The organism is Mesonia oceanica, assembly GCF_902499555.1.
GTDB classification, from domain to species: Bacteria; Bacteroidota; Bacteroidia; order Flavobacteriales; family Flavobacteriaceae; genus Mesonia; species Mesonia oceanica.
In genome coordinates, this window is sequence record NZ_CABVMM010000012.1 from 84,608 (window position 1) to 107,077 (window position 22,470).

The 22,470-nt window shown below is 35.3% G+C and carries 16 protein-coding genes; 14 read left to right on the forward strand and 2 right to left on the reverse strand.

Features of this window, described 5'->3' with window-relative positions; genetic code table 11:
- Window positions 1-16: 16 nt before the first annotated feature.
- Window positions 17-2,239, forward strand: a complete 2,223-nt coding sequence (locus FVB9532_RS14800; protein ID WP_150545954.1) for an NADP-dependent isocitrate dehydrogenase — start codon at window positions 17-19, stop codon at window positions 2,237-2,239.
- 117 nt (window positions 2,240-2,356) lie between these two features.
- Here the strand turns inward: FVB9532_RS14800 and FVB9532_RS14805 are convergent, their stop codons facing one another.
- Window positions 2,357-3,619, reverse strand: a complete 1,263-nt coding sequence (locus FVB9532_RS14805; RefSeq protein ID WP_150545955.1) for a Y-family DNA polymerase — start codon at window positions 3,617-3,619, stop codon at window positions 2,357-2,359.
- Window positions 3,616-3,996 carry a S24 family peptidase gene (locus tag FVB9532_RS14810; RefSeq protein ID WP_150545956.1) on the reverse strand — a complete coding sequence of 127 codons (381 nt, stop codon included), beginning with the start codon at window positions 3,994-3,996 and terminating at the stop codon, window positions 3,616-3,618. The genes FVB9532_RS14805 and FVB9532_RS14810 overlap by 4 nt, the downstream gene beginning before the upstream one ends.
- Window positions 3,997-4,077: 81 nt before the next feature.
- Between FVB9532_RS14810 and FVB9532_RS14815 the strand changes: the two genes are divergently transcribed.
- The 13 genes from FVB9532_RS14815 (at window position 4,078) to FVB9532_RS14875 (ending at window position 22,408) form a co-directional block, all read left to right on the forward strand.
- On the forward strand, window positions 4,078-4,497 hold the full coding sequence (locus FVB9532_RS14815; protein WP_449405562.1) for an HYC_CC_PP family protein: 420 nt from the start codon (window positions 4,078-4,080) through the stop codon (window positions 4,495-4,497).
- 242 nt (window positions 4,498-4,739) lie between these two features.
- Complete coding sequence (locus FVB9532_RS14820) at window positions 4,740-8,477, forward strand: efflux RND transporter permease subunit (protein ID WP_150545958.1); 3,738 nt, start codon at window positions 4,740-4,742, stop codon at window positions 8,475-8,477.
- A 57-nt stretch (window positions 8,478-8,534) separates the two neighbouring features.
- Window positions 8,535-9,869, forward strand: a complete 1,335-nt coding sequence (locus tag FVB9532_RS14825) for a TolC family protein (RefSeq protein WP_228482362.1) — start codon at window positions 8,535-8,537, stop codon at window positions 9,867-9,869.
- Window positions 9,870-9,872: 3 nt separating this feature from the next.
- Window positions 9,873-10,400 carry a DUF3347 domain-containing protein gene (locus FVB9532_RS14830; RefSeq protein WP_150545959.1) on the forward strand — a complete coding sequence of 176 codons (528 nt, stop codon included), beginning with the start codon at window positions 9,873-9,875 and terminating at the stop codon, window positions 10,398-10,400.
- Between the two features lie 56 nt (window positions 10,401-10,456).
- A complete protein-coding gene (locus tag FVB9532_RS14835) occupies window positions 10,457-11,677 on the forward strand; it encodes a permease (RefSeq protein WP_150545960.1) in 1,221 nt (406 codons plus the stop codon).
- A gap of 2 nt (window positions 11,678-11,679) precedes the next feature.
- Complete coding sequence (locus FVB9532_RS14840; RefSeq protein WP_150545961.1) at window positions 11,680-12,240, forward strand: helix-turn-helix domain-containing protein; 561 nt, start codon at window positions 11,680-11,682, stop codon at window positions 12,238-12,240.
- Between the two features lie 69 nt (window positions 12,241-12,309).
- Window positions 12,310-15,030 (forward strand): heavy metal translocating P-type ATPase, encoded by a 2,721-nt coding sequence (locus FVB9532_RS14845; protein ID WP_150545962.1) that lies wholly within the window; start codon window positions 12,310-12,312, stop codon window positions 15,028-15,030.
- Window positions 15,031-15,048: 18 nt separating this feature from the next.
- Window positions 15,049-16,707 carry an efflux RND transporter periplasmic adaptor subunit gene (locus FVB9532_RS14850; RefSeq protein ID WP_150545963.1) on the forward strand — a complete coding sequence of 553 codons (1,659 nt, stop codon included), beginning with the start codon at window positions 15,049-15,051 and terminating at the stop codon, window positions 16,705-16,707.
- Window positions 16,708-16,804: 97 nt separating this feature from the next.
- A complete protein-coding gene (locus FVB9532_RS14855; protein WP_150545964.1) occupies window positions 16,805-17,401 on the forward strand; it encodes an HD domain-containing protein in 597 nt (198 codons plus the stop codon).
- Between the two features lie 37 nt (window positions 17,402-17,438).
- Window positions 17,439-18,107, forward strand: a complete 669-nt coding sequence (locus FVB9532_RS14860) for a response regulator transcription factor (protein WP_150545965.1) — start codon at window positions 17,439-17,441, stop codon at window positions 18,105-18,107.
- On the forward strand, window positions 18,104-19,486 hold the full coding sequence (locus FVB9532_RS14865; protein WP_150545966.1) for a sensor histidine kinase: 1,383 nt from the start codon (window positions 18,104-18,106) through the stop codon (window positions 19,484-19,486). The genes FVB9532_RS14860 and FVB9532_RS14865 overlap by 4 nt, the downstream gene beginning before the upstream one ends.
- 71 nt (window positions 19,487-19,557) lie before the next feature.
- Window positions 19,558-21,528, forward strand: a complete 1,971-nt coding sequence (locus FVB9532_RS14870) for an LTA synthase family protein (RefSeq protein ID WP_150545967.1) — start codon at window positions 19,558-19,560, stop codon at window positions 21,526-21,528.
- Entirely contained in the window at window positions 21,515-22,408 is an 894-nt protein-coding gene (locus FVB9532_RS14875) for a diacylglycerol/lipid kinase family protein (RefSeq protein ID WP_150545968.1), read from the forward strand. Before FVB9532_RS14870 ends, FVB9532_RS14875 begins: the two co-directional genes overlap by 14 nt.
- Window positions 22,409-22,470: the final 62 nt, after the last annotated feature.

Here is a 22,470-nt window from a genome sequence, read left to right on the forward strand (position 1 = left end):
AAATTATACAATTCAAATGGCAGAACAACCAAGAATTATTTATACCAAAACAGATGAAGCTCCTTTTTTAGCTACTCATTCTTTACTTCCAATTATAGAATCTTTCACCGCCTCATCAGGTATTAATGTAGAAACCAAAGATATTTCACTTGCAGGAAGAATTTTAGCTGTTTTTCCAGAAATATTAACCGAAGATCAAAAAGTAGCAGATGCCCTTGCAGAATTAGGGGAACTGGCAAAAACACCAGAAGCCAACATCATCAAATTACCTAATATTAGTGCTTCTATTCCGCAGTTAAAAGCAGCCATTAAAGAATTACAGGCAAAAGGATACAACTTACCTAACTATCCCGATGAACCAAAAACAGAGGAAGAAAAAGCAATACAAACTAAATACGATAAAGTAAAAGGTAGTGCTGTAAACCCTGTACTTAGAGAAGGGAATTCTGATCGTCGAGCTCCACAGGCCGTTAAAAATTACGCCAAGAAAAACCCACACCGTATGGGAGAATGGAGTTCAGATTCTAAATCTCACGTTTCTACGATGGATGCAGATGATTTTTGTTCTAATGAAAAATCACTTACCATTGAAAAAGAAGGGGATGTTAAAATTCAACTGAAAACAAAAGACGGTGAAACTAAAGTTTTAAAAGAAAAGACCCACGTATTAAAAGGCGAAGTAATCGATGGGACTTTTATGAGCAAAAAAGCTTTAGTGAAATTCTTAAAAGAACAAATTGCAGATGCAAAAGATAAAGGTGTTCTTTTCTCCCTTCATATGAAAGCGACCATGATGAAGGTTTCAGACCCTATTATTTTTGGTCATGCTGTAAAAGTTTTCTTTGAAGATGTTTTTGAAAAATATGGAACAGAATTAAAAGAAGCAGGTGCCGACCCCAATAGCGGTTTAGGGGATGTATTAAGTGCTATTGAAAAGCTTCCTGCCGATAAAAAGAAAGCAGTAGAAGCAGCCATTCAAAAAGACTTAGAAAACGGTCCTGATATCGCTATGGTAAATTCTGATAAAGGAATTACCAACCTTCACGTACCAAGTGATGTGATTATTGACGCTTCTATGCCGGCAATGATTAGAACTTCAGGTCAAATGTGGAACAAAAATGATGAAACTCAAGATACCAAAGCGGTAATCCCAGATAGTAGTTATGCTCCACTTTACGAAAGAACAATTGAATTCTGTAAAGAAAACGGTGCTTTTGACCCCACCACCATGGGAACTGTCCCTAACGTTGGTTTAATGGCTCAAAAAGCAGAAGAATATGGTTCTCACGACAAAACTTTCGAAATCTCTTCAGACGGAACTGTACAGGTGGTAGATAATGAAGGTAAAGTACTTATTGAACACGAAGTGGAAGCTGGAGATATTTGGAGAATGTGCCAAGTAAAAGATGCGCCTATCCAAGACTGGGTAAAACTAGCAGTAAACCGTGCTAAAGAAACCGGTTGGCCAACCATTTTCTGGTTAGACAAAAATAGAGCCCACGACGCCCAACTTATTGAAAAAGTAAATACTTACTTAAAAGACTATGATACCAATGGTTTAGATATCCAAATCATGTCTCCTGCAGAGGCCACTACGTATACTTTAAAACGAGTAAAAGCCGGAGAAAATACAATTTCTGTTACCGGAAATGTACTACGTGATTACTTAACCGACCTATTCCCTATTTTAGAATTAGGAACAAGTGCAAAAATGCTTTCTATCGTTCCGTTAATGAATGGTGGTGGTTTATTTGAAACCGGAGCCGGAGGTTCTGCACCAAAACACATTCAACAATTTTTAGAAGAAGGGCACTTGCGTTGGGACTCTTTAGGTGAATTTTTAGCATTAGCTGTTTCTTTAGAACACTTAGGTAAAAAATACAATAATGAAAAAGCCTTAGTACTTTCTGAAACTTTAAATGATGCTACAGAAAAATTCTTGGATAATAAAAAATCCCCTTCACGTAAGGTAAATGAATTAGACAACCGTGGTAGCCATTTCTATTTAGCACTATATTGGGCAGAGGCCTTAGCTAATCAAGATAAAGTTGCTGATCTCAAAGCTGAATTTTCCGGAATTGCTAAAGAAATGAAAGAAAATGAAGACAAAATCATTTCTGAATTAAATGCCGCTCAAGGAAGTCCAGTAAATATAGATGGTTATTACAAACCGGATGAAGCACTTGTTTATAAAGAAATGAGAGCTAGTGAAACATTAAATGCTATTGTGAATAAGTAATCTTATTCTACAAACAACATATTTAATTATAAAAACCGTACAGAATTCTGTACGGTTTTTTTTAATTTTCTCTTCCACGAGAATGTTTCTTCTATCAACTAATTATACAATAGAAAATCACTTTACGCATAACACTTCTTTCCATTGTGTGGTATAGCGAGGACTGCGTTCTTCTTTAATTAATTCCCATTGATTGATTTTCCGGGTATCCATTAAAGCCGGTGCCAAGGTAGTTTTTCCAAATTTCTGGTTAATCCGGTCAAAAGCTTCCATCAAACCCACTTTCTCATACGTTGATGCAAATAGATTAGTTTGTACATATTCCTTTGGAACAATTCCGCTTAAACAAACACCCACTTTTTTGTAGCGATAACCCGGTTTAAAAATTTGATGCAAAGCTTTTTTTCCTTCCGTATTCAAAATAAACGTATTGTTAGTAGGAACCTCCAAAGTTACCGTTATACTATTGTAGTATTGACGATCGTGCTCACTATGATAATTGGTTTCTAGAAAAATTTTCAAATACTTGGCGCAACAATCTTGGCTTCGCAACACTTCACTTACTTCATTAATATAATAAGAACAAGCTTCTTCAATGAGCGATAATTTCTTCAACTTTTTCCCAAACGATTTGGCGGTTCCTATTGCTTTTTTAGGCTTCGGAGAGTGTTCTAACGGTAAACAATTTTCCCCTTGCAATTCCCGCCAAGTACGTTCCCCCACCACCGTCATATGCTTACGAACCCAGCTTAAAGGCAGTTGCGTAAAATCAAATGCAGAATATTTTCCAGTGTCCTGAATCCGTTTTGTGTGTTTTCGACCGATTCCCCAAACATCTTTAATTTTTGCCCAATGTAAAGTATCGATTCGTTTTTCTTCAGAATCAATTACAAAAACATGGTCATTCCCTTCTTCTTTTTTCGCTCTTCTATTGGCTAGTTTCGCTAATACTTTGGTGGGTGCAATTCCTACGCCTACAGGAAGCCCGGTATAACGCATAATCCGATCTCGAATAGCTATTCCATAAGCTCGTAAATCCTGACATTCCATTCCTGAAAGATCGATAAACGATTCATCAATACTATATATTTCAACCAAAGGGGAAAACTCTTGCAAAATGCGCATCACCCGATCAGACATTTCACCGTATAAAGTATAATTTGAAGAAAAAAAAGTTACTCCGTTGTTAAGTAATTGATCTTTAATTTTAAACACCGGTTCAAACATAGGGATGTCCGTTAAGGCTTTGGCTTCGCTATTAGCGGCTATAACACAACCATCATTATTGCTAAGCACCACCACTGGCTTTCCTTTTAGATCGGGCCGAAAAACCTGCTCACAAGAAGCATAAAAACTATTACAGTCAATCAATGCAATCATAATGAATGAATCACATAAGTAATCACCCCCCAAAGCTCAAAAGTATCCGGAGCCATTTTTTTATTTTTTTCAGAAGTAGGGAATTTCATCACGTCAAACGCTCCATCTTTTACCACTAAAGCCAATTTTCCGCTAATAAAACTCCTAGAACGATCAATGATCAACACATCATTTTTATAAATTCCTAAATCTTCCCAACTACTTCCACCTATACGTACAAAAAAAGTTGCTTCTTTATTTTTAACCAATACTTCAGATAAATCAATCGTTCGCTCCAAGTAATGTGTCGCCGGACTCGGGAAGCCGGTCTGCATAGAAACTTCTGCCCGATGTTTGGGCTTCGCTTGTTTTATTTTTCCAAATTCTGTCACTTCCATAATTCAAAATTAGGAATTATTCCTTTGTGATGGAAAATATCCAATGTTAAAGTTCCAGATTTTATTTTTATCTTTGTCATAATGAAATCGTTCCACAAAATAACTGCGATCTTAATGGCATTTTTAGTGCTGTTTTCTACTTCGGCCTTCGCTGTAAGTATGCATTATTGTGGGAGCACGTTAGTAGATTATTCATTCGCTCAAAAAGCAAAATCTTGCGGAATGGGTATGGATATGATGCAGCCCCAAAAAGAAATTGCTGCAACGTGTACAATTCAGAAAAAAGGCTGTTGCACCAATAAAAAAATTGTCAAGCAACAAGACGATATTAAAAACAATACGCAATTACAACTACATCAACAGGTATTTGTAGCCTCTTTGATTTACACCTATATTCAACTCTTTGAAACGAACGAAACACAAACCGTTCCTCATCAAAACTATTCCCCTCCTTTACTCGTCTACGATCTCCTCGTATTAGACGAAACTTTCTTGATTTAAAAATTTAATTGGGCGCAACCCTATTGGGTCGGGCTATCTGTTGTACCTGCCTATCTGCAGACAGGTCTTTTTTTGCTTGCAATACTTCTCGACTCCGCTCGAAGTGACAAACAAAAAAAGGATGCCACTCCTATCCCTTGCGCAATTCCCTCGAAATCGTTTTAAATAACTCGAACTTAATTTGATTTCAATTTCGAATTCAAATTAAGTTTCAATTTCATCAACTTTAATCACTAAAAATTATGCTGAACAAAGGCATTAAATTTTTAATCGAAAATAAAATCATTGCCGGTCTCCTTCTCCTTCTTTTAATAGGCTGGGGACTCACCAATGCTCCTTTTAATTGGAATTTAGGCATTTTGCCTAATAATCCTGTGGCGGTAGATGCCATCCCGAATATTGGCGAAAACCAACAAATTGTTTTCACTAAATGGGAAGGTCGTTCTCCTCAAGATATTGAAGATCAAATCACCTACCCACTTACTACATCCTTATTGGGAATTCCCGGTGTAAAAACCATTCGAAGCTCATCGATGTTTGGTTTTTCGAGTATCTATATCATTTTTGAAGAAGATATTGAATTCTATTGGAGTCGTAGCCGAATTCTAGAAAAACTCAATTCACTACCCGCTAATTTACTTCCGCAGGGCGTCAATCCAAGTTTAGGTCCTGATGCCACCGGACTCGGACAAATATTTTGGTACACGCTCGAAGGGCGCGATCAAAACGAAAAGGTTACCGGCGGCTGGGATTTACAGGAACTACGAAGCATTCAAGACTATTACGTAAAATATGCGCTTTCTGGAGCGAGTGGCGTTTCTGAAGTAGCTTCCATTGGCGGATACGTCCAAGAATATCAAATTGATGTAAATCCCGAAAAAATGCGTCAATATGATATTAATTTACAGCAAATCGTCAAAGCCGTAAAAGAAAGTAACCGCGATATTGGAGCACAAACCCTAGAAATTAATCAGGCTGAATATGTAGTGCGTGGTTTGGGTTATGTAAAATCTATTGAAGATATTCAAAATGCGGTAGTGACTTCAAATGACTATACCTCGATTCGCATAAAAGATGTAGCAAATGTGCATTTAGGTCCCGAAACTCGACGCGGAATACTCGATAAAGAAGGTGCCGAAGTAGTTGGTGGCGTGGTGGTAGCGCGTTACGGCGCTAACCCTATGGAGGTGATTACCAACGTAAAAAAACAAATCGAAAAAATTAAAGGCGGTTTACCTTCTAAAGAGTTAAAAGATGGCAGAACTTCTCAACTTACTATCGTACCTTTTTACGACCGTACACAGCTTATTCAGGAAACTTTAGGTACGCTCAACGAAGCCTTAACCATGGAGATTTTAATTACCGTTTTGGTCATCATCATTATGGTTTATAATCTACGAGCTTCTCTTTTAATTTCGGGATTACTACCGGTAGCGGTTTTAATGGTTTTCATTTCGATGAAATTTTTTAACGTTACCGCAAATATTGTAGCCCTTTCAGGAATCGCCATCGCTATTGGTACCATGGTCGATATGGGCATCATTCTCTCTGAAAATATTATTCGGCATCTGGAAAAAGCAAAACGATCGTTAACTATTAACCATATTGTTTACCAAGCTACTTCTGAAGTTTCAGGAGCTATTATAACAGCAGTTCTCACGACAATTATCAGTTTTATTCCGGTATTTACGATGACAGGAGCCGAAGGAAAACTTTTCCGCCCCTTAGCCTTTACCAAAACCATGGCCTTGGTGGCTTCGTTAGTCGTGGCATTATTTCTTATTCCGCCATTTGCGGCACTACTTTTTAAGAAAAGAAATCACCGCAAAAATCTAGGTTTTATCTTCAACATTGTCCTCATTATGCTTGGGATAGTAGCCATCATTTTTGGTAAGTACTTAGGAATTGTCTTGATTACTTTTGGAGTTGTTCAACTCCTTCAACAAAAAAATATTCTTTCCGCAGCAAAAGCGAATTTGATCAATATCCTGATTTCAGCTTTAGTCATTGTTTATTTCTTGGCTACGTATTGGAGACCGCTGGGGATTACGCAAAATATTGTGCTCAACTTTATTTTTGTAGCCTTGGTGGTATTCGGAATTTTAGGCGGATTCACCCTTTTTAAAAACTATTACACAAGAATTTTGCGATGGACGCTTCAACATAAATTACTCTTTTTATGCATTCCTATCATCATAGTGGTTTTCGGTTTTTTTATTATGAAAAATACCGGAAAAGAATTTATGCCCTCGCTTAATGAAGGTTCATTTTTATTAATGCCCACTTCCCTACCTCACGCCGGTGTTGAACAAAACAAGCGTATCTTACAACAACTAGATATGGCGGTAGCCAATATTCCTGAAATTGAAACCGTAGTGGGAAAAGCAGGAAGAACGGAGTCGGCCCTTGACCCTGCTCCACTTTCGATGTACGAAAATATAATTCAGTACAAACCGGAATATGCGTTAAATGCGGAAGGCGAAAAACAGCGTTTCCAAGTAAACGAAGAAGGTTACTTTATGCTACAAAATGGAGGTTTAGTGAAAAATCCGAACCATGTCGGTTCGATTTCAGTAGAGAACTCTTCTAAGCCTTCCAAAGACATCTTGACTCTGATGGATGTAACAACATCACAACTCATCCCCGATAAAAACGGCCAATATTACCGCAATTGGCGTCCTGAAATTCAATCGCCCGATGATATTTGGAATGAAATTGTACGCGTCACTAAATTACCGGGAATCACTTCAGCTCCTAAATTGCAACCCATTGAAACACGACTGATCATGCTACAAACAGGAATGCGTGCACCAATGGGAATAAAAGTAAAAGGACAAAATTTAAAGGAAATTGAAGCTTTTGGACTAAAACTGGAAGACATTTTAAAACGAGTTGAAGGAGTTAAAAAGGAAGCGGTTTTTGCTGACAGAATTGTAGGGAAACCTTACTTGCTCATCGATATTAAACGTGACCAATTAGTTCGCTACGGAATTAGCATTGATGATGTGCAACGAGTCTTGGAAGTAGCCGTAGGCGGAATGCAACTTTCGCAAACCGTTGAAGGTCGTGAACGCTATGGAATTCGAGTACGTTATCCACGTGAGTTACGTGACAGTCCCGAGGATTTGAAGAATATCTACATTCCGGTGAAAAACGGAAAACCAATTCCATTGAGTGAAGTGGCAGATATTAACTATGAAAAAGGTCCGCAGGCCATCAAAAGTGAAGATACTTTTTTGGTAGGTTATGTACTTTTTGACAAACAAGAGGGTTTTGCAGAAGTAAATGTCGTTGAAAATGCGCAAAAACTCATTCAACAACAGATAAGAGAAGGCAATTTAAAAGTACCAAGCGGAATTAATTATGAATTTACCGGGAATTATGAAAACCAATTACGGGCAGAAAAAACCTTGTCCATTGTCGTTCCACTGTCGTTGTTTATTATTTTTATGATTTTGTATTTTCAGTTTAAATCGACCACTACTTCGTTGATGGTTTTTAGTGGAATTGCGGTAGCCTTTGCCGGCGGATTTGTGATGATTTGGCTCTATGGACAAGAATGGTTTTTAAACTTCAATTTCTTTGGAGAAAACCTGCGGGATTTATTCAATATCAAAACCATAAATTTGAGTGTCGCGGTTTGGGTTGGGTTTATTGCTCTTTTTGGAATTGCTACCGATGATGGCGTGGTGATGGCTACTTATCTCACGCAAACCTTCAAAAAAAATAAACCTAAAAACAAAGAAGAAGTCCGTAAATCGGTTATTGAAGCTGGAGAAAAAAGAATTCGACCTTGTTTAATGACAACGGCAACTACGCTTTTAGCTTTATTGCCTATTTTAACCTCATCGGGAAGAGGAAGCGATATTATGATGCCTATGGCAATTCCAAGTTTTGGCGGAATGCTCGTCGCATTAATTACGTTATTTGTGGTACCGGTTTTGTTTAGCTGGCGAGAGGAAACAAAAGTTAGAAGTTAGAAAATTATAGAGTTTAAAATGAAATATAAAATTCAACATAAAAAAAAGGATGAGATCATGAAACAAGTTCTGGATGACGATAAAATGCTAGATTTTTTGGTCATCCCGAGCGGAATCGAGGGGCAGCATGATATCAACCCTGTAAACATTCAGCATTCAACATTCAACATTCAACATTTTCAAAAAACGATTTGTTTTATCTTTTTGGTTATTTTGGGAGCAAATGCAAATGCGCAATTGTTAGAAAATTATATTCAGCAGGCCGTAGAAAATAGTCCGCAAGTAGAAGCGATTGAACTTCAATATGAAGTGGTCAAAGAAAAAGTAAATGAAGCCAATACATTGCCCAACACCGAATTTGGTGCCGGTTATTTTGTAAGTGAACCCGAAACAAGAACCGGAGCACAAAAAGCAAAAGTTTCTGTGAGACAAATGATGCCTTGGTTTGGGACGATTACCGCCCGTGAAAATTACAGATCTTCTTTAGCAGATGCCGCTTATGCAGATATTGTTATTGCTAAACGCCAACTCGCTATGCAGGTAACACAAGCTTACTATCAACTTTATGCGTTGAAAACCAAACAAGAAATTCTTCAACAAAATTTAGAACTATTAAGTACTTACGAAGATTTAGCTTTAAATGCTGTGGAAGTAGATAAAGCTTCATCGGTAGCTGTGCTAAAACTTCAAATCCGTCAAAATGAAATGAGGGAACAGCGCGAATTACTGATGGGTGATGAACTGGCATTGCAGAGTAAATTCAATAATCTTCTCCATCAAGAAGAACAACCCATTATGGTAGAAGATTCCATTACTATTCCCGAAGAAGAACCCATGCTTACGATGAATGATCTAGAATTGCATCCAGAACTGGAAAAATACGATCAACTTTATCTTTCGGTAAAAAACTCAGCAAGCCTAAATGAAAGTGAATCTTTACCTAGCATCGGACTTGGAATGGATTACATCGCGGTAGAAGAACGACCGAATATGAATTTTAGTGATAACGGCAAAGATATTTTTATGCCGATGCTTTCGGTTTCCATTCCTATTTTCAATAATAAATATAAATCGGTGGAACGTCAATTAGAAATTCAGCAAGAAGAATTAAGAGCTCAAAGAGAGAATCGAAAAAACGAATTGGATTCTCGCTTAAAAGAAGCACTTCAGCAACGAATTTCTGCTAGAATAAGTTATCAAACCCAGCAAAAAAATATAGAACAGGCTCAAGATGCCGAAGCTATTTTGCTAAAACAATATGAAACCGGTATCCTCGATTTCCAAGATGTATTGGACATTCAAGAATTACAACTCAAGTTTCAACTTAAACAAGTTGAAGCGATTAAAAACTATTATTTACAAACTGCAATTATTAATTATTTAAGTAACTAAATTATGAAACGTACTATTTTATGTTTAAGCCTATTGGCGTTAAGTTTTACTGCTTGTAAAAATGAAGGAAAGCCAACCAATGAAACATCTTCAGACGATAAAACCGAGCAAGTAGAAAAGAAAAAGAATACTAAAGGTGATGCATTAGCTTTCAAATCTGAAAATCAATACGAAATTGCTAAACTCTATTTAGACATGAAAAATGCCTTAGTGAAAGGTGATGCTGAATCGGTAAAAAAGATTTCAGAAGTATTAGCTACCAAACTTGAAAATGATGAAAATAAAAGATTAGCTGAAAAAATAGCTCAAAAAGAACTTGAATCCCAACGAAAAATATTTTTCAAATTAACGGAGAATTTAAACTCACTTTTTGCTGAAAATATTACCGATGGAAAACTTTACAAGCAATATTGCCCGATGGCGTTTGACGGTAAAGGCGCTTATTGGTTTTCTGCAGAAGAAGAAATTTTAAATCCTTATTATGGAGAGCAAATGTTACACTGCGGAAGAGTAGAAGGAATCATTAAGTAATTTTAAAAACTTTTTATTGCTCACTTCTAACTTGAAATTCAACCAAAAAAATGGCTATGAATAGTTTTCTAAAACAATGGGGCGAAGCTGCCAATACCACGCTTGGGATCTTTTGGATGGCCATTTGGGCATTTGCCTTGGGTTACATGATAAGCAGTATGATACAAGTATTTGTAACCGAAAAGAAAATGCAAAATGCCATGGGCAAAGACCAACGAAAAGGAGTCTTATTAGGCACCTTTTTTGGATTAATAAGTAGCTCATGCAGTTTTGCGGCTTTGGCCACTACCAAATCTTTATTTAAAAAAGGTGCAAGTTTTGTGGCATCCATTGCATTTTTATTGGCATCGACCAATTTGGTAATTGAATTGGGAATCATCATTTCTATCTTTTTAGGTTGGCAATTTGTCGTGGGCGAATATGTAGGGGGAATTCTCCTTATTCTTATTTCTTGGCTGCTCATTCGCTTAATTAATCCGAAAAAACTGATTAAAAAAGCTAGAGAAAAACTTTCAGAGCAAGACGAAGATGAGGACGATTCTTCTATATCTTGGAAAAAGAAAATCAAATCGGAAGAAAGTTGGGCGAAGGTGGCCAAACAATACGGAATGGAATGGAAAATGGTTTGGAAAGATGTTACTGTTGGTTTTACCATCGCCGGAATTGTCACGGCTTTTGTTCCTAATTCATTTTTTCAGACCCTATTTATCAATACCGGAAACGGAAACTCAGACTTTGGTTTTTTTACCATTTTAGAACATATTATTGTTGGTCCTGTTACCGCATTTTTAACCTTTATCGGTTCGATGGGTAATATTCCTTTGGCAGCATTACTTTTTGGGAAAGGTGTCAGTTTTGGCGGAGTAATGGCTTTTATTTTTAGTGATTTGGTCGTGTTTCCCGTATTGCGGATCAACGCCAAATATTACGGGTGGAAAATGTCACTCTTTATCTTGTTCTTATTATTTACTGCTTTGGTAGGAACCTCCTTAGCTTTACATTATAGCTTTGATCTGCTGAATATTTTACCAGATTCATCACAAGTAAATATTCAAGATCAGGAGTTTTTTAAAATTGATTATACATTCTTTCTCAACTTAGCTTTTATGGCTATCTCTGGATACCTTGTTTATTTAGGCTTTTTCAAAAAGAAAGATTTGATGTATATGAAAGAAATGGCTCCCAAAAGTAAACTGTTGGAAAGCATTTTAAAATATGCTGCTTTGATTTGCTATGTTTGGTTGGCTGGCGGAATTATAGTCAAGTATTTACTATAAATATGAAAAAAGAATTTTACATCAAAAATATGGTTTGTGACCGTTGTAAAATGGTCGTACAGCAGATTGCTGAAAGTTTCCATGCCAAAACCGAAGAAATTCAGTTAGGAAGAGTAATGTTGAATATAGATCAAAATTTTGATGTTATTCAATTCAAAAAAGCATTACAAAAAGATGGATTCGAACTCATGCAGCATCCGGAAGTGCAACTCACCGAAGAAGTTAAAATTGAATTGATTCATTTCATTGAAAAGTCTCATTCTGCAGAAAATATCTCTACTTATTTATCCCATAAGCTTCATAAAGATTATAGTTTATTGAGCAAAACCTTCAAAAAAACAGAAGGACAAACCATTGAAAAATTCTTTATCAAGCTCAAAATTGAAAAAGTAAAAGAGTTGATACAAATGAATAAATTTTCATTTTCAGAAATCGCTTATCAACTTAATTATAATACCATTCATCATTTATCTAACCAGTTTAAAAACTTAACGGGAATGACAATGAGTGAATACAAAAACAGTCAAGATTGGAATCGTATTCCACTCGATAAAATTATATAAATCCTATCGGTAATTCTGTAAAGCAAACCATGAAAAACGCTTTAATTTTGGTACCTAAAGTATAGAAAAATGAAACACACTTATCATATACAAGGCATGTCTTGCTCGGGTTGCCAAAACCACGTGCAACAAACCTTAGCCAAAGTTAACGGCGTAAAAAACGTCAATGTAGATTTACAAAATGCGAAAGCAGAAATTGAAATGGAACAGCACATTCCAATCGAAAAATTTCAAGAAGCTTTACAAAATGATGGTGGGAGTTACTCGATTCATCTTCCTGAACAAGATTCTGAAGTCATGAAACATACTTATCATATTCATGGAATGTCGTGTTCGGGTTGCCAAAATCATGTGCAACAAACTTTAGCCAAAGTTAACGGTGTAAAAAACGTCAACGTAGATTTACAAAATGCGAAAGCTGAAATTGAGATGGAAAACCACATTCCACTCAATAAATTTCAAGAAGCTTTAGAAAATGACGGTGGAAATTATTCTATTCATTCTTCCGAAGAAAAAGTTCAACCACAAAAAAAACAAACAAATTCTCCTAAAAATGGTACCGGAGTCTATTATTGCCCGATGCATTGTGAAGGTGATAAAACCTATGATCAACCTGGCGATTGCCCGGTTTGTGGGATGGATTTAGTGGAAGAAGTTTCTACAAAACCTCAAGGCACGCAATATACTTGCCCGATGCATCCTGAAGTAGTTCAAGATTCGCCCGGTGCTTGCCCAAAGTGTGGAATGGATTTAATACCTAAAGAACCTGATATTTCTGCAGAAGAAAAAAATTACCGTAAGCTGCTCAAAAAATTCTGGTTGGCTTTGGGCTTTACCCTTCCGGTATTTATTATTTCTATGTCAGAAATGCTCAATAATAATCCGCTATATGATATTTTAGAGTTGAACTATTGGAACTGGATTCAGTTAGGTTTATCGATTCCGGTGGTTTTTTATGCCGCTTGGCTATTTTTTGAACGCGCTTACAAGTCTATTAAAACTTGGAACCTCAATATGTTTACACTCATTGGGATTGGTTCGGGTGTAGCTTGGGTTTTTAGCGTGGTGGCTCTATTGTTTCCAGCTATTTTCCCTCCACAATTTAAAACCGAAAGCGGAACGGTTCACGTTTATTTTGAAGCGGCCACCGTGATTCTCACCTTAGTTTTATTAGGTCAAGTAATGGAAGCGCGAGCCCATAGTAAAACCAATTCTGCTGTAAAAGAATTGATTAAATTAAGCCCCAATGAAGCTACAAAAGTAGTTCACGGGAAAGAAGAAAAAATTTCAGTCGACCAGATTAAAGTCGGTGATATTTTACGTGTAAAACCTGGAGAAAAAATCCCTGTAGATGGCGTAATTACGGAAGGTGAAAGTGCTATTGACGAATCAATGATTACCGGGGAACCCATTCCCGTAGAAAAAAACAAAAACGACCAAGTAAGCTCAGGAACCATTAATGGTCAACAATCATTTTTGATGAAAGCAGAAAAGGTAGGTGACGAAACCTTACTTTCCCAAATTATAGAAATGGTTAATAAAGCCAGCCGAAGCCAAGCGCCTATTCAAAAACTGGCCGATAAAATTTCTGCCTATTTTGTACCTATCGTGGTGGGAGTTGCTATTATCACCTTTATTATTTGGGGATTGGTAGGTCCGAGTCCGGCATATGTCTATGCCTTTGTAAATGCTGTAGCGGTATTGATTATCGCCTGTCCTTGTGCGTTAGGTTTAGCCACGCCAATGTCTGTTATGGTTGGTGTAGGAAAAGGTGCGCAAAATGGAGTTTTAATTAAAAATGCCGAAGCGCTTGAAAAGCTTCATAAAATAGATACGCTTATCGTTGATAAAACCGGAACACTTACCAAAGGGAAACCTAAAGTTGAAAAAATAGGTTATTCCAAAAGTACTTCCGAAGAAAATGCATTTCAACTTATTGCATCTTTAAACCAATACAGTGAGCATCCACTAGCAAAAGCAACGTTAGCCTTCGCAAAAGAAAAAAACATAACATTTCTAAAAAGCGAAAATTTTGAAGCCATTACCGGAAAAGGTGTACGGGGAAAAATCGAGAACGAAACTTATTTCTTAGGAAATAAACGTTTGATCACAGAAAACTCTATCCACATAGAAAAAAGTCTTCAGCAAGAAATCCTTCAACAACAAGAAAAGGGAAAAACCGTTTCTTACCTCGCTAACTCTACAGAAGTTTTAGGTTATGTGGTAATTGGTGATCCCATTAAGAAAAGTGCAAAAAAAGCTATCCAAAACCTTCATAAGAAAGGAATTGAAGTGATGATGCTTACCGGTGATAATGAGCAAACCGCTAAAGCAGTTGCTCAAGAAATTGGACTTGACCATTTTAAAGCAAATATGCTTCCTGATGGAAAACAGCAAGAAGTAGAACGTTTACAAAAGCAAGGAAAACAAGTTGCCATGGCCGGTGACGGTATCAATGACGCTCCTGCCCTCGCCCAAAGTAATATTGGTATTGCTATGGGAACCGGAACCGATGTGGCCATTGAAAGTGCTGAAGTGACCTTAGTAAAAGGCGATTTGCATGGAATTGTAAAAGCTCTAAATCTAAGTGATAAAGTGATGAAAAATATTAAACAAAATTTGTTTTTCGCACTTATTTATAACAGCATTGGCGTACCGGTTGCCGCTGGAATTTTATTTCCTTTTTTCGGAATTTTATTATCCCCAATGATTGCTGCTTTGGCGATGAGTTTCAGCTCGGTTTCGGTAATTACGAACGCGCTTCGTTTAAGAGCTGCTAATATTGATTAACATTTTAGAACAAATAAAATGAAAAAATACCTGATTTACATTGTTTTATTTATAGGCGGAATTTTTCTGGGCTACCTCTTTTTCAATGAATCTTCTTCTGAAGAAAAACATCAACACACAGAAGCTGAAAAAAAACAATTATGGACCTGTTCGATGCACCCTCAAATAGAACGCAGAGAACCTGGTGATTGTCCGATTTGCGGAATGGAGTTAATTCCGAAAGATACTGCTGGAAGTGAACTGAGCGAAAATCAATTCACTATGACATCAAATGCGATGGCTTTAGCCAATATTGAAACAACGATCGTAGGAGATGCAAAAAGTGATGACGGAATGCTACAACTTTCCGGGGAAATTGCTGCTAATGAAGATAAAACCGCTACGCAACCCGCTCATTTTAACGGTAGGATTGAAAAGTTATATGTAAAATCTCTAGGTGAAAAAGTACGTATGGGACAAGCCATTGCAAGCGTTTATTCTCCAGAGTTGGTCGCTGCACAACAAGAGTTGATCAGTGCTTATCAAAAACGGGGAAGCCAACCACGGTTGTACAAAGCTGTTCGCAATAAATTTGATAACTGGCGAATTAGCGAGCAACAATTACAAGAAATTGAAGAAAGTGGAAAGCCTAAAACCAACATTACGATTTATGCTCACGTTTCTGGTATTGTCACTTCCATTGAAGTAAACGAAGGTTCACACATTATGGATGGCAAACCTATTTTTAAAGTGGCCAATCTTTCTACAGTTTGGGCAGAATTTGATGCTTATGAAAATGAGATTAAGAATTTAAAAGAAGGACAAAAAATTCAGATAAAAGCAGAAGCTTATCCTGATAAAAACTTTGAAGCGCAAATTAGTTTTATAGATCCCTTGCTCAATTCTTCAACCCGAACAGTAACCGTACGAGCAGAATTAGCCAACAAAAATAAACTTTTAAAACCGGGAATGTTTGTCACCGCCAATGTAAAAAGTGAAGCTGAAAACACAAGGAACATTTCCATACCAAAATCGGCTGTTATGTGGACGGGTGAGCGTTCATTGGTCTATTTAAAAACTAATGACAATCCGCCCACTTTTGAAATGCGGGAAGTCAATTTAGGTGCTGAAAACGGAAACAAGTATTCCATTTTAAGCGGTCTGCAAAAAGGAGATGAAATTGTGACAAACGGAACTTTCACCGTAGATGCGGCAGCACAACTTCAAGGAAAAAAATCGATGATGACTTCTGAAAATAAACGGCTGCAACTTTCTAAAGAAGTTCAACAACGGTTTTCTAATGTAATAGAAAGTTACCTTCAATTAAAAAATGATTTGGTAAATGATAATGCAGAAAAAGCAAAAACTTCCGCAGAAAAAGCTTTGAAAGAATTACAAACCATCACTGTTGACGAAGAAAATATTTCAGAAAAAATAAAATCTTTAAATGAAGGATTCTCCGCTGTGAGTCAATCTAATGACATACAACAACAGCGAGAAGCTTTTATTTCACTTTCCGAAGAAATGATTACCGTTTCTAAACAAATTGAGCAAACCAAAAAGCTATTCATTCAAAAATGCCCAATGGCCAATAATAATCAGGGAGCCAAATGGTTAAGTTTAGAAAAAGAAATTAAAAACCCGTATTACGGAGCTTCGATGTTAGGTTGTGGCAGTATTATTGAGGTAATTAATTAGAATTCAATTAACAACTTATACAATATTTTTTTATTAATTTAGTTAATCAATAAAACCACTGTTATGACACAAAGTTACTTTTAAATGATGTAACTGTATGAATGCTTTATTAGAAAGAACTAAAAATCACTGTCAACAACTACTTTCAGAAAGTCGATGTAATGAGTTAGCTTTTCATAACTCTCAGCATACGAAAGAAGTATTTAATAGTGCTAAAAGAATTGGTGCTCACGAAAATTTATCTGAAGATGATTTAGAAATTGTACTTCTAGCTGCTTTATTTCACGATACCGGCAATATGGATTGTTTTAAAGGTCACGAAGATGTAAGCGCTAAAAAAGCTTCAGATTATTTAAATAATATCAATTTTGATTCTGCCAAAACTGAAAAAGTAGTAAAATGTATTTTAGCTACTAGAATGCCACAATCACCTACTAATTTGCTTGAACAAATACTTTGTGATGCAGATTTAGCACATTTGGGTAAAGAAAATTTTATCTCTAAAAACAGACTACTTAGAGAAGAATGGAGCGAACACTTAAAAATGTGTTTTAGTAATAAAGAATGGGTAAAATTGAATATTGATTTTTTAGAGTGCCATAATTACTTTACTGCCTACGGGAAAAAAGTGCTTCAGCCCCAAAAGGAAATCAATCTTAAAATATTAAAGCAACAATTTTCAGAAATTTATTAGGAGTTTTTTCTCTGATTAAAATGATAACAACTTCATTATGCATATTTTAATCATTGAAGATGAACAAAGTATCGTAGATTTTCTTCAGCAAGGTTTGGAAGAAGAAGCTTACGAAGTGAGCTCGTTTACAAACGGAAAAGAAGGACTTCAATACGCTTTACAACAATCTTTTGATTTAATTATTTTAGATTGGATGTTACCAGGATTGCCGGGGATTGAAGTTTGTAAAGAAATTAGAAAACAAGACTCCACTACTCCAATTATCTTTTTAACGGCAAAAGACACCATTGAAGAAACCATTGAAGGTTTACAATCGGGTGCCAATGATTACATAAAAAAACCCTTCCATTTTACTGAATTACTAGAACGCATTAAAGTACAGTTACGTTCAAAAACCGATGAAAACTTTAGTTATCAGTTGGGTAAAATTCAGCTTAACCCTTCTACCCATCAAGTGTTTAAAAATGAAAAAGAAATAAAACTTACCCAAAAAGAGTTTTCACTTTTAGAATATCTTTTAAAGCATAAAGAGCAAGTTTGTACCCGTAAAAAAATACTTGAAAACGTTTGGGACATTAATTTTGATTATGATTCTGGTGTAATTGATGTTTTTATAAATGCGTTGAGAAAAAAGCTACATTTGTCTGCTGAAGAAAACTATATCCAAACCGTACGGGGTGTTGGCTATATAGCCAAAGAAGAATGAAACTTAACTTTAAAACCAGAATTGCGCTCAACTATTTTTTTGCTACAGGGATTGTAGTTGCATTAGTGTTCGCTATAGTTTTCATCTCTTTAAATACAACGATTTATGAAAGCTTGGATAGTGATCTTAATTACGAATCTGAAGTTCATTTAGAGGAACTCGATTTAGAGAATATGGTCTTTTCTAACCGCGAGGAGTGGGAAGAACGCGAACATGAAGAAGTGGAAGTAAATCCTGTTTTTGTTCAGATTATCAATTCTGAAGAAAAAATTACCGATAAATCGCCTAACCTCAATGCAGACCGACTTCAATTCTTTCCTGAAAAAGAAGATCACTTGCATTTTAATACCATATTCAATAATCGCTTAATCCGCCAAGTACAAGAACCTGTAAAAGTGGATGGTAAGCTTAGCGGTTATATTATTACGGCAATGTCTTTTGAAGCTTCTCAAAAAATTATCGACCAACTATGGGTTATACTTCTAATTTCCTATCCTATTATAGTGATTGTCCTCTTTTTTATCTCTAGGTTTTTAGCGGGAAGGAGCATTGCCCCTATTAAAGATATTACCCAGATTACGGAGAGAATCAATCAAAATAACCTACAAGAACGAGTAAACTTACCCGAAAATAAAGATGAATTGTACAACCTTTCGGCATCGATTAATTCTCTTTTAAAAAGAATTGAAGAAGCCTTGGAGCGGGAACGTCAATTTACCTCAGATGCTTCTCACGAGTTGCGAACGCCTTTAGCTGCTTTACGCGGAAATTTAGAAGTACTTATTAGAAAAGTGCGAAATCCGGAAGAGTACGAAAAAAGAATAAAAACTTCTTTACTGGAAATTGACCGACTTTCTGAAATGGTGGAGCAACTTTTATTCTTAGCAAGGTTTAAAAATACTTCACAAGAACTTGAACACGTTGACTTGATTATACTTTTAGATGAATCCATTCAACGAAATAAAGAAACCATCAAGTTAAAAAACCTAAAAGTTGAATTTATTAATGAAGCTGAAAGAAGTATAAAAGTTCCCAAATATCACACACAAATTATTGTAGAGAACCTACTTTCCAATGCGATTAAATATTCTGCTGAAGGAGAAAAAATTCAAATTTTAGTAGCAGAAAAAAACACAGAAGCTTTCTTTCAAATCACTAATTACGGAATAACGATTAAACCCGAAGACCTACAAAAAGTATTCGAACCCTTTTATAGAACACAACAGGTAAAAGACCATAAAATTAATGGCACCGGACTTGGGCTTTCCATTGTAAGAAAAGCAGCTGAAACCATTCATGCAAGTGTAAATTTATCAACTTCCAATTTAAAAGGAACCACCTTTAAAATTACCTTTAAAAAATCTTCTCCTAAATCTTAAGCGAATCTTAAGCGTTCGTAAATAAAAGGTTTTAAGCCTCCTCTTTAGATTTGTTCATTAAATAATTAATGATGAATAAATTTAAAAAATTAAAAAGATACACCCTCTTTTTTGCCATAGGTAGTTTATATTTATTGACTTCTTTTTTATTAAGAATTGTGTTTCTTACTTGGAATTTTCATGAAGCACAAACTGATGTTATTTCGGTTATTAAATCATTAGTTATAGGGACTTTCTTTGATTTAGGAACGCTTTCTTATTTTCTTATTCTCTGGAGTTTTTATTTATTCTTTTTTCCTTCAAAATGGACAGGAAATATCGTAGATAAAACCGTACAAACAACTTATTTTATTATTGTAAGTGTTATCTTTTACTTCTCTTTTTTTGCTGAAATCACGTTTTGGGAAGAGTTCCAGCGTCGTTTTAATTTTATTGCTGTAGACTATTTAATCTATACCTATGAGGTAATTCAAAATATTAATGAATCATATCCTCTACCTTTCCTTATTTCGGGAATCATAGGTTTAGAATTATTGACAGTCTGGTTTTTAAAACGCAAAAGAATATTTAAACTTACTTTCAAAAGCAATGCTTCCAGAACAACAAAAGCTTTTATTTTAGGTGTTAATTTAGTATTGGTTATTGGCTTTGGTTTATTTGTGAATAATGAATCTGCTGAATGGTCTAACAATAGGTATAACAACGAAATTTCTAAAACAGGAATCTATTCTTTCTTTGCTGCTTTTAGGAATAACAACCTAAAATATAAAGAATTTTATTTGAGCTTTTCTGATAAGAAAGCTTTTAAAATAGTTCAAGATGAATTAAATATTTCTTCCATCAACAAAACTGCTACTAGTCCCATTTCAAGAACCATAACCAATACTCAACAGGAAATTACCCCTAATATTATTCTGATTTGTATTGAAAGCTTAAGTGCTGATTTTATGAAAGCTTACGGAAACGAAAAAAAACTCACCCCTTTTTTAGATAGCTTACGAACTCAAAGTATTTCTTTTGAGAATTTAAACAGTACAGGAACAAGAACCGTTCGTGGAATGGAAGCTTTAAGCCTATCTATTCCCCCAACGCCAGGAAGGAGCATTGTAAAAAGAGAAAACAATGAACACTTATTTACCGTTGGAGAAGTTTTTAAAAATAAAGGCTATGAAAACACATTTTTCTATGGAGGAGATGGATATTTTGATAATATGAATCATTTTTTCAGCAACAATGGTTTCAATATTGTTGATAGAGGTAGAAAGTTATTAAATATTGATGATATTCTTACCAAGAGAACCTTAATTGAAGATGAAGAAGTGAATTTTGAAAATGCTTGGGGAGTTTCTGATGAAGATCTATACGATAAAGTATTAAAAGTAACCGATGCTTTGCCAAAAAATCAGCCTTTCTTTCATTTTATTATGACCACTTCCAACCATCGGCCTTACACTTATCCGGAAGGAAAAATTGATATTCCCTCGGGAACAAATAGAAATGGAGCTGTAAAATATACAGATTTTGCCATCAAGCAATTTCTAAAAAAAGCTTCTAAAAAAGAATGGTACAAAAACACTGTCTTTGTTATTGTTGCAGATCATTGCGCCAGTAGTGCCGGTAAATGGGAGCTAAATATTAATAATTACCATATTCCTGCCTTTATTTATAATTTCCCCAACAAAAAGCCTTTTCAGGTGAAAAAATTAAGTTCACAAATAGATCTTTTACCTAGTCTTTTTGGTTTAATGAATTGGTCTTATGAGTCTAATTTTTATGGACAGAATGTGTTTGAGAAAAATTATCAACCAAGAGCTTTTATTGGAAATTACAGAAAATTAGGACTTTTAAAAGATGACCATCTTATAATCCTAAACGATCATAAATCGTTCAACAACTACCAATACGTAGCCTCCAATCATCAACTCTACAAAAAAGATACAGATAGTTTATTATTAAACTTGGCAATTGCTAATTATCAGACAGCAGACTGGCTATTTAGAAATCAAGGTTTAACTATAAAAACAAAAGATGAAAAAAATTAATATTCATTTTATAGTGAACCCTTCTGCAGGAAAAGGTTTTCCGAAAAATTTAAATGAAAAAATAGCGAATGCTTTTCAACCTCATCAATACCACATACAGCTAAAAGAGACCAAATATAAATTACATGCCAAAGAATTAACAATAGAATCTATGGCACAAAATGCCAATATTATTGTTGCTTGTGGTGGCGATGGAACCATAAATGAAGTAGCTAGTTGTCTCGTCAATTCATCTATAAAACTTGGTATAATCCCAATAGGTTCAGGCAACGGACTAGCACGAAACTTGCGTGTTTCTAAAAATATAGAATCCAGTATTTCTTGTATTAAAAATGGGGACTTTCTTTCTATAGATGTAGGTAAAATTAACGAAGAATATTTTTTCAGTAATTTAGGCTTAGGCTTCGATGCACAAGTAATTCATAATTATCAAAAAATTAATCAATACCCTTTTTACTCCTATTTAAAAGCAGTTTTTAAAACGGTTACCACAAATAACAACTCTTCTATTTTTAAAATTCAACACAAAAAAGAAACGTTTTCAGTAAAACCATTTTTGTTATTCATTACCAACTCCAATCAAATGGGGTATAACCTCTCCTTACACAAAAGAGCTTCACTCACCGATGGTCAACTCGATTTAATTAGTATTCCTAGCATTTCATTGATAGAAAAATTATATCTCGGTTTTCTTTTATTAATTGGAAAAACTGATTTTTTCAATAAAAAAAACCATCTTCCATTTACTCAATTAACCATTAAAAAGAATAATCATAAAGAATGGAAGTATCAAAAAGATGGTGAAAAATGTTTCTTAACAGGCAATGAATGTCAAATAAAAATAGTTTCTAAATCACTTCACGTGATCTGTCCCACTTAAATCTTAAGCGAATCTTAAGAATAGAAAAACTCAATTTATTTTCTATTTAATTATTTTTAAAC